This window comes from Paenibacillus hamazuiensis (assembly GCF_023276405.1).
GTDB lineage: Bacteria > Bacillota > Bacilli > Paenibacillales > NBRC-103111 > Paenibacillus_AF > Paenibacillus_AF hamazuiensis.
The window spans coordinates 8,324,088-8,336,597 of the sequence record NZ_JALRMO010000001.1 but is presented as its reverse complement, the minus strand read 5'-3'; the positions used below and the strand labels follow the sequence as shown (position 1 = coordinate 8,336,597).

The following is a 12,510-nucleotide window of genomic DNA, read 5'->3' as shown; positions in this document are numbered from 1 at the left end:
AGAAGCGCCTCCCATGCCGGTTCAAAATAATAGAACTCCATGATTCGTCTTATGAATCGAGTTTGCTTTGCAGGATTTCGGCAAAAACTGCCTCTTCCGTCAAACCGCTCCCGACATGTCCGATCACGATTTTCGGCTGTACGCCCAGCTTATTGGCCAGCACAAAAGCTTCGGCGATTTGTTTTCTGGAGAGCGCCCCGGACTGCAAATATAACTCCATGTCCTCCGCCGTGATCTTCACTCGGGGCAAGACGGATGCACTGTTCAAGATGCCAAGCTCCGCATTGATGTCTTTCCAGCTTCGTCCCGGATTATCGGTTTTCAAACGAAGCAGCTCATCGATCTGCTTGCCGCTTTCAAACGAAACCCGGTCGGCCAGCATGATGTCGTCCGGAGATATTCCCGGTGTCGATATGAAGGCAGCCAGCTCTCCCGAGTCAAAATCTCTTGGAACAAAGGAACCCCGCGATTGTTTATACTCCATAAAAATAGTTTCCCATGTTTTTCCCATTTTCTTCTGGTTTACGAAAAACTCCAACCGGCTCATATCCCCATAGTTGTGATATAAATACTCGTAAGCGATAAGGATATCGGGCAACCGATGTCCGGCCAGCACGAGGCGATCTATCTCATTTTTGAATTTCTGATGAACATCCCGGGTTATCACGACGGTTTTGTAGTTCGTTACATTGCGATCGTAATGGGTCGGATCCGATTCCTTAATTTTATTTAATACGTCTTGGGATATTTGAACTTCTGCAATGGCCGCGGATTCCGAAGCGCTTGCGGCAGGCGCCGCCGTATCTGATGTCGATGAAGCGCCGCCCTCTCCGGTAACCGCGAACACAACAACACCCGCTTGCAGCGCAAAACCGAGCAAAAGTGCCCCAATGACAACTTTAGCGATAGATTTGATTTTCATACGATGACTCCTCTGTTTAAGGTTTGTTAGGGTCTAAGCTCCGGATTTCATTGCGAATTTCTTCCGTTGGATTTTTCGGCTTCACGTCCGTTACCTTCGGCAGCGGCACGTCCGGGAGAGGCATATTTGCTTCCTTCGCCTGCAATACAGAATCCGTCGTCTTTCGGGTATCGGGGAAAGCTTCCTTCACCGACATATTTTCCGTTTTGATTTTATCCAGCAAGTCCTGTTCGAGCACTGATAACGTAATGAGGGCATTTCGCATGATGCCCATGCTTTTCTCTTCTTTTTGCTTGGCGTATTGAGCTTTGTCCTTCAAGTAATCTTCCAGCTCAAGCCCGATCTGCAATGCCAGCAAATATTCGTCAAGCACTGCCTCGAAGCTTCCCAAATCCTTTTTTAGCTTCAGCATCAAGGTTACGGCTGTCTTCAAGCTGAACCCTTCAGCGATTTTTTCATATGCCTCTTTTTTGGCATCATTTTTCAGATTAAGCATCGATTCCGCTGAAGGTATTTCCACTTGCTTTAAAGGCGATTGTTCCACGATTTCTTTAAGCTGAAATTGCAGTCTCTCGGCGATGAACCGGGCTTCCTTAATCTCTTGATTCGAATATCCCTGGGCCAGCAGAGAATCCAAGTCATCTTCCCCAATACCGGACTGGGAGAGCAGCTTGTCCCTGCTCTCTTTATCCGTTTGCCCGATTGCAGGCCGATTTTTCAAAACTTCCAACACTTCGTTCCACGATTTTCCCGACTGCTTGAGCTTCATAATTTCTTGCACCGTAACCCCAGTCAGATTGGAGATGTCCGCGGCAATTTTCCCGTCTTCAGATGTACTGCCGCCCGTGAACGCCTGACGCACTCCGAGTGTTCCCCACGGGAATACAACAAACATTTGAACAAGCAGCGCAATGGCTAATAAAATCGCAATATGCTTGTTATACCTCATCAACAATTTACTCATCGTTTTCACCTCTAGGAAAGGTTGCCTTACTGTGCCGTCACTTCAATAGAAGCTTGTCCATCGAATTTGGATTTGAATTTAAGGGTCGTAATCTCTCCCGACCAGGACGTTCCCGGCACGATATTCAGTTTGTTCCGAAACACAATTTTTCCGGCAGCATACGTCACTTCCAGGTTGGAGCCCGGAATTTTCCCCGACTTCGTGTCTAGAGCCGGCGTAAAGTTGTACAGGTCGACAATCTCCAGCTGATTCTGATCATACGTCACCACAAATTGCGATTCGTTAAAGTCCTGGACATTGTAGGCGAATAATATTAAATCAAACTGCATGCCGTTATGGGCATTCACCGTGTATGCGGGACTGGTCGTGCTTTTCGTAATCGCCTCGCTCCAGGCAGCGGCTCCGGTAATATTTTTGGCTCTTACCCTGTAAGTGTGGGATGTTCCCGGAGCCAGCTTGGTATGCAAATAATTCGTATTTGCTCCGATGTCTACGGTTGTGCCGTCCACCTCAATGTCGTAACCATCCGCCGCCGCAACCTTATTCCAGTTCAGTTCGATCGTATTCGTTGTGGCAAAAGCATTCAGGCCGGTCGGTGCATCCGGCAGGTCCGGCAAGGTGGACAAGGATAGAATCGCAACCCACTCTCCGGATTGACCGTTTCTTAGCCGGATCTTATAAGTATGAAACTCATTGGGATTGAGTCCGGTATGATTGTAGATGGTGTTTTTTCCGTTATCCTGCAATTCTCCATCCACTTCGATGTCATACTGGGCATCCGGCGCCACCGTCTCCCAGGAAATCATGATTGACCTGGGTGCGACCACAGCTACCATATTCGTCAGGGACAAGTTCTTTCCACTGCCGGCAGGCAGCGTCATAAGTGTGATCGGCCTCGTCCATTCGCTGTCCCCGCTTATGTTCTTTGCTCTTACCCGGTAAGAATGTTTGCTGTCGGGGGACAAGTTCGGATCAACCAACTGATTCCCTTGTACGTTGAGGATGGTTGTGCCATCCACCTCCACATCGTAGCTGTCGGCATGCGGCACCTGATACCACATCAAGGTTATGGCCGTTTCCTCGGAGGTACCCATCACATTTCCGGGTGTAATCGGCTTTTCCGGGTGCGTCCTTACGTTCTGCGGCTCGCTCCATGGGCCTTTGCCTCCGATATTTTTGGCTCTGATTCGATACGTATGATCGGTTAGTGCATCCAGCCCTTCATCTACGAATTGCGTGCTGTTGCCGTTCTCTCTAATGTATCCGTCCGCTTCGACTTCATAACCTGTCGCTCGTTCAACAGGTTCCCAATTCAGCGTAATTTTGTGGATAGAGGGCTGCGAGCTTATTTTAGTTACTGCCGGCGGCGGGTTCGGCCATGTTTTTTGTTTCACGATTGGACTCCATTCGCTCGCTCCTCCCGAGTTTTTGGCACGGACTCGGTAGGTATGCTCGGTTTCCGGCAATAACCCGGAATGAACGTAACTTTTACTCGCTTTTACGTCGACGACTTCACCGTCCACTTCAATATCGTAGCCGGTTGCCCGGACGGCCAGATCCCATGTAATCGTAATCACGGTCTGCGTGGTTGTGACTTCCACATTTCCCGGCGTCGGCGGGGGGTCGGGCAGTGTCTGTTTCGTAATGTACTCGCTCCAGACGCTGGTACCGCCCGCATTTCTTGCCCGGACCCGGTATGTATGCTGCGAATTGGGAACAAGCCCGCTGTCTGTAAAGGACGTTAACGTCCCGTTATCTTTGACGATGCCGTCGGCTTCCACATCATATCCGCTTACTCCAGGGGAAGCCGGCCAAGCAAGCTTGATCGTTTGCTGCGAAATTTCTGTTGTTATATTCACAGGCGGTGTCGGGAGAGTAACAGCAGTCATGGCCGTTCCAAAGCCCGTAACGGCGCCTGCTTCGTTTATCGCTTGAGCTTGGAAGGTATATGCCGTATTCGGCATCAGCCCCGTCACCATAACAGATTTGCCCACTGGGGCGATCCATTCCGGTGTCCCTGACATTTGGCCCGCGTTGTTTACATAAAGCCCGTTCGTCGTAATCTGGTATCGGGTGCCTGAAGGATTTCCGTCGTTTAATGAAAGCCCCGCACTCGTTGTTGTAACGGAATTAGCCGTTAAACCCGGCCTCTGGGCCTTCGTATACGTAGTTTGCTCCCGAGCCGAAATTTGGCCGAACGCGTCCCTGGCCTCGAATTTGGTGTAGTATGCGGTGTTAGGTGTCAAATAAGCCTTCGCATAGGAAGTGCTCTGCGTCCATGGGGACACCTCCGGCCCTACCGTATAGCGATAAGGAGCGGCGTCCAATCCTCCGACAGGGTCATTGGCCGACCCGGTTATTTGAATCGACGTATCCGTGGAAGAAAATTCGACAGCTTGCAAATTGGGTCCGGAATGATCGACTGTAAAACCAACCGTCTGCTCCGTCGTCGCCTTTCCGTCGCTGACCGTAAACCGTATCGTATGGCCGCCTTCGTATAATTGCCCGACGTTTAACGCGTTAAAGCTGACCAATTGAGCGGTAGTTGTGTTTGTGATGCTTAATGTTTCTCGCGGTGACGATTCCGAATCAAGATAATAGTTGACGTTAAGCGTATCTCCGTTTCCGTCGGCTACTCTGACGGCCGGGATGAATGGAGCGCCTCCTATGATTTGGTTTGCCGTCGGAGCGACCGCTTCAATGGTCGGCGGTACCGGATCCGGTATGATTAATTCATAAGCTTCTTGGGGGAAAGTGCTGCTAAACATGTCGATAACTCCACTGATCCCGCCGGTCTTCGATTCCAAACCATACCCGAAGTGATTGGAATAAGAAGAAAATGTAATATGCTTTGAATTCATGAGGTCTGCAGTTTCTTGGATAGTCTTGTTATATTTGCTGTCCAAAGTTGTTGCTGCCGATATGAAAATAATATGGTTGGATGCCTGGTTGTCGAAATGGAATGAATTTGCTGCACAGTATGCAGCATCCAAGCCATAATCGGACTGATAATTCGAAAAATTCGCAGTAGTGATATATGCAAAGTAACCTCTTAGGTTAGCAAGATTAGCATCGAATTCTCCGCTGCAGCCCATATTCGAGTTGTCAAACGTGACGAATCCTACTCGATAATCGATGCCCTGTTCGTTGAGTAATAAGTCGAGCAATTTCAACAAACCGGGCTGAGCATAGTTCCATTGATGACGCATATCGTTGGAAACATCAAGAACAAACACAATATCGACCTTGCTGTTTGCGTATGCGGCTTTTGGCGGGATCATGGTCAATACCAGCAAAAACGAGCATAAACTTAAAATCAGCCTTCTCATGAACAATCGTTTTTTCATCACTTGGGTTGGCTCCTCCTCCGTACCTACTCCACCGTATACGTCACCTTCGAGTACTCGTTCGTGAGCGATTGCAGCTGGATGCTGTTCACAATCGTCTTGTCGGCGTTCTGGATCGTATACACGATGCGTCCCGGAACGAACTCGGCGACCTTCAGGTTGGTGCCGACGATCGCCCCCGGGGCTTTCTCGATGTCGGGAGTGACCGCGCTCAGATCGAGCACCTCGATAGCGCCCGGATCGTACACGACCGTCACTTTCCGCTCGGTCAACCCATTTTTCTTCGGCACGACGAAAACGAAGTTGAAAATCGTATCTTTGGCGATATTCAGCGTCAATTGCGGCGTCGTGATCTTCTGCAGCTTATCCGTCCAGCTGCCGCGCACGCCGCGGTTAGCCGCGCTGACGCGGTATACGTGCATCGTGTTTGGCTCCAGCCCGCTATGCGTGTACGTGGTGCCGGAGGAACTGACCACTTGTCCGTCGATTTCCAGGTTGTATGAATCCGCTCCGCTGACCGCATCCCATTTGAGCGTGATGGAGTCCGGCGTTGCTGTGGCGGTCAAATTGGCGGGTACGCCGGGGGCCGTCACCTGATCCACGCGGACGCTCCACTCGCTCAGATCGCTCCAGTCGCTGTAGACATTATCGTTTTTCGCCCGGACCCGGTAAGTATGTCTCGAATTGGAAGTCAGTCCCGTATGGGTAAATGTCGTCGATTCCCCGTTGTCCTTCAGGACGCCGTCCGCTTCTATCTCATATCCGCTTGCTCCCAGCACCGCGTCCCAAGTGACCGTAATGGATGAGCTGGAAGGTATGGCCCGCAAATTGGCGGGTACGCCGAGCATAGTCGCTGTCGTCGCGGCTTCGCTCCATTCGCCGGTCATTTCGGCCGTTTTCGCCCTGACCCGGTAAACGTGCCAGGAATAAGGCTGCAAGCCGGTATGCCCGAACGTCGTGGAAGCCCCGTTGTCGTGCACCTCTCCATCCACAAAAACATCGTATGCCGACGCTCCCGGCACTGCGTCCCAGGTGACCGTGATGGAATCCGTCGCCGTCTGCAAATGAACGTTTTGCGGCGCACCGAATCCCGTTGCCTGAGCCACGACGGCGCTCCATTCTCCCGCTCCGCCGGCGTTTCTTGCCCGCACCCGGTAAACGTGACGGGAATTTGCCTCCAGGCCGTTATGCTCATAAGACGTATTTAGCCCGGTGTCCACAATCGCTCCGTCCGCCTCCAGCTCGTATCCGGCCGCTCCGACGACCGTATCCCAGGACACCGTAATGAAGGTGCTGGCCGTGGCCGCTTGCAAGCCGGTCGGTACGCCCGGAGGGGTCAGCTTCGTGACCGGCTCGCTCCACTGCCCGGTGACGGGTCCGTTTTTCGCCCGTACCCGATATGTATGTTCGGCATTGTATCCCGCTCCCGTATGATCGTAAGATGTCCGGGTTCCGATATCCGTCACTTTGCCGTCGATTTCCAGATCGTATCCGGCAGCTCCGGGTGCCGCATTCCACGACACGGTGATATTCGGTCCGGAAACTGCAGCCGCCAGATTTCCCGGTACAGACGGAAGGGTAACGATCTCAACCGGCCCGCTCCAGGCGCTCGTTCCTTTGCTGTTTTTGCTCCTGACCCGGTAAGTGTGTACGGTATAAGGCTGCAAGCCGGAATGCAGATACGCTGCGGAAGCTGCCTCGACCAAGTCGCCGTCGATTTCGATGTCGTATCCGGAAGCGCCTGCAATAGCGTCCCATGTGACCGCGACAGAGGTATCCGTCGCGGTGCCGGTTACGCCTCCGGGCACTCCGGGCAGCGTCGTTTCCGCCGCAACGGCGCTCCATTTGCCGGCGCCGCTGGAGTTTTTCGCCCGCACTCTGTACGTATGCTGGCTGTTCGGGGTCAGCCCCGACTCCGTATATTCGGTCGAATCGGCGTTGTCCATGACGGTGTCGTACGCTTCAATGTCATAACCCGTCGCCCCTCTTACCGCAGACCATTTCAAAGTGATGGTATCGCTTGTCGAAGACAACACGATGTCTTCCGGGATCCCCGGCAAGGTCCATTTACTGACCGGCGACGTCCAATCTCCCGTGACCGCCTCGGTTTTGGCCCGCACCCGGTAGCTGTGCACCGTGCCGGACAAAAGCCCTTCGTGCAAATAACTCGTATTGTTGTCATTATTGATAAAAACGCCATCCACCTCGATATCGTAGCCGGTCGCTCCGTACACAGGCTCCCAATCGACCCGAATCGCCGTTTCCGTCGCCGTCATTTCCCGAATGGAGGTTGTCCCCAGCTTTGTCGCTTCCGTTATGGACGGGCTCCATTCTCCAATGACGATGCCGCTTCTCGCTCGGACCCGGTACGTATGCAGCGTTCCCGGCATCACATCGTTATGTACGAAAGAGGGAGCGGAGCCGGCATCCACAACCGTTCCATCGACTTCCACATCGTAACCGTCGGCAAAGGTAACCGGGTTCCACTGCAAGGAAACCGTCGTTTCCGTAGATGAGGAGGTCAGTCCCGCAGGCACTCCAATCGGATACAACTCAATCTTAGGGATAATATCTTTGGCCTGGGACGCGCTCTCCCAAAGCAGCCGGACCCGCGACGTGCCGTTTGTCTCCCGATATTCCATGCGGATGTCGTAGCGTTTACCGGCCTCGAGGGTAATGCTTCCCTGCCCGGTGCTGCTATTATGCGACTGCCAATCGTCGACCAGAAGCCGGTCAGCCACCCACAGCCGCACGCCGCCATGAGCTTCCGTATAAAATGTATACGTCTCCGAGAACGCCGGCTCGACTTGTCCGGTCCAGCGTACGGAAAATACGCCATCTTGAATGCCCTGAGCAGGAGACGCCTGGTTCCAGTTAAAGTCGATCGTATCGTCGATGCGCGTCGTTTTTAGATTCGTCAAATCCTCATTGTCAAAATACTGCCCCTTCAGCCCGATGCCGTGCCCTGTTTCGGGAAGAGTGGATTTATAGACAAACGGGCTCCATGCTTTTGGTCCGTCCGCCTTTCGTGCCCGCACCCGGTAAGCATGCCGCGTATTCGGCATAAGACCGCTGTGCGTATAAGCTGTGTCGCTGCCGCCGTCAAGGATCTGACCGTCGGCTTCGACGTCATATCCGGTCGCCCCGATCACGGCATCCCATGACAGCGTGATGCTCCGGCTCGTATTAACCGCCTGCACGTTGGTCGGAATTTCCGTCAAAACCACTTTGGTGATCATGGCGCTCCAATCGCTTGCTCCGGTTGCGCTTTTCGCCCTCACCCGGTATGTATGCTGCGTATTCGGCATGAGACCGCTATGAACGTAGGTCGTGGACGTTCCGTTGTCGATCGTGAACCCGTCCGCTTCGACGTCGTAGCCCGTCGCCCCGGCAACGGGATCCCAGGTCACCGTAATCGTCATGTCCGATTCGACTGCCCGAACGTTCGCCGGAACGGAAACCTTCGTTTCCGCCTGCAGCGGATCGCTCCAATCGCCGGCTACCTCCGGCACCCGGGCCCGAACCCGGTATGTATGTCTGGAACCCGGGGCCAAATTATTTTGCGTGAAGGTGGTCCCCGATCCGCTGCTTACTATCGATCCGTCAGCCTCGACCTCATAGGAGGCAGCTCCCGTTACAGCGTCCCAAGCAAGCGAAACGGATGTACTGGAGGCCGAAGCGATGCGGAAGTTCCCCGGTATCTCCGGCACGAAAGGCGGATTGAGCTGGCTCTTGGGCACAATCTCTTTGGTCTGGCTGCTGCTGGACCAGAGCAGTGTCGCTGCGCTGACGCCGTGTTCCTCCACATATTCCATCTTGATATCGTAAGTCTGGTTGGATTTAAGAGAAATATTTGCGCTTTCATGTACCCTGCCGTTGGCGTCCCACCGATCGATCAGAAGCTGTCCGTTCACCCACAAGCGAACCCCGCCGTGCGACTCGGTGTACAACGTATACAACTCGGAATACCGCGGCTGCAGCTTCCCGCTCCACCTTACCGTGAACGTACCGTTATCCAGTCCGGCTGCGGTCAGCTCGTCATCCCATTGAAAATCGATCGTATCGTCCAGCCGCCTCAGCTTCAAATCCGTAAAACCGGTGCCGCTGAAATATTCGGCGCGTACCCCGCGGCCTTGGCCCGATGCGGCCAAGGCGGAGAACATGGCGGAAGTCGTCACGGTCAGCGGCAAACTCTTGGCGGAAAAATTTCCGGCCGCATCGAAGGCTGCAATTTCATATTTATACGACGCAGCAGGAGAAAGCCCGGTATCCGTATAAGACACGCTGCCGGTCACCGTCGCGATTTCTGCGCCGTCTCTGTACACCTTATAACCTGCAACCGCATTGTCATCCGCTGAACTGTCCCATTTGACCGTAAGTCCGGTTGCCGACACATTTTCAGATGTTATATTTTGGGGGATACTGGGCGGATTCGTATCGGCCGGATTTTTCCCGACGATCTCGATGAAATTAAGCGCCGTCATCCCGTCGTCCAGGCTGCCGTGATCGACCGTCAGTTTTCCGTCGCTTACCTGAATCGTCTTCGTCTGCTGCAAATGCAAGCCGCCGCCGAGAACCGCTCCGCTCCAGATGCCGACGCCCTCTACGTTCACCGTATTCGTGCTGCCGTAAACGGCATCGCCCACGCTGACCGTGACGTCGTAGCTCCCGTTCTCCAGCGCTATTTCCCATACCCCGCCACGATGCGGCCAGACGGAAGAATCGAGCATCGCATCTTGATATGTACTACTGCGGACAGTAACATCCGTATGATCTATATTCCATCCGTAAGTGAACCCGTTTCTTGAACCGTACACTTGTCCATAATCGGCAATATCCCCGGCAGGAACCTGGGAGGCCGGCGGTTGAAAATGGATTTTAACCCGGACAGGCTGGCTTTGCGCCGATGCTTTCGCGTCAAACAGACCGAGCCCGGACTCCATGAAATATTGCACCAACAACATGAATACCAGCAATCCCGAAATCGTCTTCAAGCACTTTCTCATAAAATTCCTCCGATTGTAAATTTCACCTTCAGTTAGACGCAAAAATGCCAAGTACATTGGCAACCTGGCAACCGTAGCGACAGCAGCACCGAAACAAAACATTTCGTTAACAGAGCTGTACGCCTTAGGCCCATGGCTTTGCGCCCCCGCCTTTCGGACGGGTTTGCCTTTTTCATTTACTTGGCATGTAGGTCATTGGTTCTGTGATGTCGTTCAAAGGTAATGGAATTATTCTGCAAAATCCGTCAAAATCCTCTCAGCGTTCACACAATTTTGCAAAATTAGTCATAAAGAACCACAAATCTTTGGATATGTCTAACTTTGTCGATTTATAGCAAATGATTGGGCGCATATTCATGGTCCACCCTCGCCACATGATGAATAGCATGTGACTGTGGCATCTGCCTAACTTATATTACACAAAGGAAGGTTGAGGTAATGCTCGATATCGATTTAAGAAATTTTGTTCTGGGGACCGTCTCTCCGGTCGTTCAATACGGACTGTATGAAGCTCAGCATACATCGGTTCCACACTCCATGTACGAGATTTCCGCAATCTCTTATTTGATGGGGAGCGGCTTTGATTTTTACACTGCTCGGTGTATTGTGGAATCCTGGGAGGTAAACGAGTCGTTTCCGCCTTATCAGATGACGATGGTGTATTAAAGGAGAATCGGGTGGCAGTAGTAAAGGCCCGGAGGATTTGCAAATTGGAGAAAAAAGCCCGAACGGCTGAAACACGCGAGCGTTCCAGCCGTTCGGGCACGTTTTTGGTTGTTAAGGCAAGGATCGAACAATATCGGTTCGCTCCTTCGCCCATCGGTCTATCCCGCCGCTTTGCGGAATTTTAACCGATGGACCCTTCCATTTCAAACTTAATCAATCTATTCATCTCAACCGCATATTCCATCGGCAGCTCCTTCGTGAACGGCTCGATGAAGCCCATGACGATCATCTGAGTCGCTTCGGCTTCGGTTAAGCCGCGGCTCATCAGATAGAACAGCTGGTCCTCGGACACCTTGGATACGGTAGCTTCGTGCTCCAGCGTGATGTTGTCGTTCATGATCTCGTTGTACGGGATCGTATCCGACGTCGACTGGTTGTCGAGAATGAGCGTATCGCATTTGATGTTCGCTTTGGAGCCCTGCGAGTTGCGTCCGAACGATGCCAGACCGCGGTATGTTACTTTACCGCCGTGCTTGCTGATCGACTTGGAAATGATTGTCGACGTCGTGTCCGGAGCCAGGTGCGTCATCTTAGCGCCTGCATCCTGGTGCTGGCCTTTGCCGGCTACGGCGATGGACAATACCATGCCTTTCGCGCCGCGGCCTTTGAGAACGACGGCCGGGTATTTCATCGTCAGTTTGGAACCGATGTTGCCGTCAACCCATTCCATCGTCGCGTTTTCTTCCGCAACCGCACGTTTCGTAACGAGGTTGTAAATGTTCGGCGCCCAGTTTTGGATCGTCGTATAACGAACACGGGAGTTTTTCTTGCAAATGATTTCAACGACCGCGCTGTGCAGCGAGTTCGTGCTGTAGACCGGAGCCGTACAGCCTTCGACGTAGTGCACGAAGCTGTCTTCGTCGGCGATGATGAGCGTACGCTCGAATTGGCCCATGTTTTCCGAGTTGATGCGGAAATATGCCTGCAGCGGGATTTCCACCTTCACGCCCTTCGGCACGTAGATGAAGCTGCCGCCCGACCATACGGCGCTGTTCAAAGCCGCGAATTTGTTATCAGCGGGAGGAATGACGGTTCCGAAATGCTCGCGGAAAATTTCCGGATGCTCGCGAAGCGCGGAGTCGGTATCCATGAAGATAACGCCCTGCTCTTCGAGATCCTTTTGCATGCTGTGGTAAACGACCTCGGACTCGTACTGAGCGGATACACCGGCGAGGAACTTTTGCTCCGCTTCCGGAATGCCGAGCTTGTCGAACGTTTCTTTAATTTCCGTAGGAACCTCTTCCCACGTTTTCCCTTGCTTTTCGGACGGCTTTACGTAGTACTGGATATCGTTGAAATCGAGATCGTCCAGGTTGCCGCCCCAACGAGGCATAGGCATTTTCGTGAACTGCTCGAGCGACTTCAAACGGAAGTCGAGCATCCATTCCGGCTCGCCCTTCATTTTGGAAATTTCCGCGACGATTTCTTTCGTCAAGCCTTTACCGGACTGGAAAACGGCTTTATGCTCATCCCTAAAGCCATATTTATACTCTTCCATTTCAGGCATTTTCTTAGCCATCGTTTATCCCTCCTGTATTAAAAAAC

6 protein-coding genes and 1 riboswitch are annotated in these 12,510 nt (G+C 52.6%); of the genes, 1 reads left to right on the top strand and 5 read right to left on the bottom strand.

The genetic code is table 11. The annotated features are described in order from the left end of the window. Nucleotides 1-49 precede the first annotated feature (49 nt). The 4 genes from MYS68_RS36640 to MYS68_RS36625 all read right to left on the bottom strand — a co-directional run bounded on the left by MYS68_RS36640 (nt 50) and on the right by MYS68_RS36625 (nt 10,239). Entirely contained in the window at nt 50-922 is an 873-nt protein-coding gene (locus MYS68_RS36640) for a hypothetical protein (protein ID WP_248930458.1), read from the bottom strand. Between the two features lie 16 nt (nt 923-938). Next, complete coding sequence (locus MYS68_RS36635; RefSeq protein ID WP_248930457.1) at nt 939-1,886, bottom strand: hypothetical protein; 948 nt, start codon at nt 1,884-1,886, stop codon at nt 939-941. A 26-nt stretch (nt 1,887-1,912) separates the two neighbouring features. Continuing rightward, nucleotides 1,913-4,654 (bottom strand): fibronectin type III domain-containing protein, encoded by a 2,742-nt coding sequence (locus tag MYS68_RS36630; RefSeq protein ID WP_248930456.1) that lies wholly within the window; start codon nt 4,652-4,654, stop codon nt 1,913-1,915. A 605-nt stretch (nt 4,655-5,259) separates the two neighbouring features. Beyond that, complete coding sequence (locus MYS68_RS36625; RefSeq protein ID WP_248930455.1) at nt 5,260-10,239, bottom strand: fibronectin type III domain-containing protein; 4,980 nt, start codon at nt 10,237-10,239, stop codon at nt 5,260-5,262. A 55-nt stretch (nt 10,240-10,294) separates the two neighbouring features. Further along, a riboswitch (cyclic di-GMP riboswitch) is annotated at nt 10,295-10,417 on the bottom strand. Between the two features lie 260 nt (nt 10,418-10,677). On the opposite strand from MYS68_RS36625, the gene MYS68_RS36620 reads away from it, so the two are divergent. Next, nucleotides 10,678-10,905: a hypothetical protein gene (locus tag MYS68_RS36620; RefSeq protein ID WP_248930454.1), complete on the top strand. Its 228-nt coding sequence runs from the start codon at nt 10,678-10,680 to the stop codon at nt 10,903-10,905. Between the two features lie 181 nt (nt 10,906-11,086). On the opposite strand, the gene sufB is transcribed toward MYS68_RS36620, so the two are convergent. After that, nucleotides 11,087-12,484, bottom strand: coding sequence for a Fe-S cluster assembly protein SufB (gene sufB, locus MYS68_RS36615; RefSeq protein WP_248930453.1), 1,398 nt, complete (start codon nt 12,482-12,484; stop codon nt 11,087-11,089). Between the last annotated feature and the right edge of the window lie 26 nt (nt 12,485-12,510).

Excerpts from the sequence above, each read along its gene's own strand:
- MYS68_RS36635 (WP_248930457.1), bottom strand. The coding sequence starts at position 1,886 with ATGAGTAAATTGTTGATGAGGTATAACAAGCATATTGCGATTTTATTA.
- MYS68_RS36620 (WP_248930454.1), top strand. The coding sequence starts at position 10,678 with ATGCTCGATATCGATTTAAGAAATTTTGTTCTGGGGACCGTCTCTCCG.
- MYS68_RS36640 (WP_248930458.1), bottom strand. The coding sequence starts at position 922 with ATGAAAATCAAATCTATCGCTAAAGTTGTCATTGGGGCACTTTTGCTC.
- MYS68_RS36630 (WP_248930456.1), bottom strand. The coding sequence starts at position 4,654 with ATGTTTAGCAGCACTTTCCCCCAAGAAGCTTATGAATTAATCATACCG.
- MYS68_RS36625 (WP_248930455.1), bottom strand. The coding sequence starts at position 10,239 with ATGAGAAAGTGCTTGAAGACGATTTCGGGATTGCTGGTATTCATGTTG.
- sufB (WP_248930453.1), bottom strand. The coding sequence starts at position 12,484 with ATGGCTAAGAAAATGCCTGAAATGGAAGAGTATAAATATGGCTTTAGG.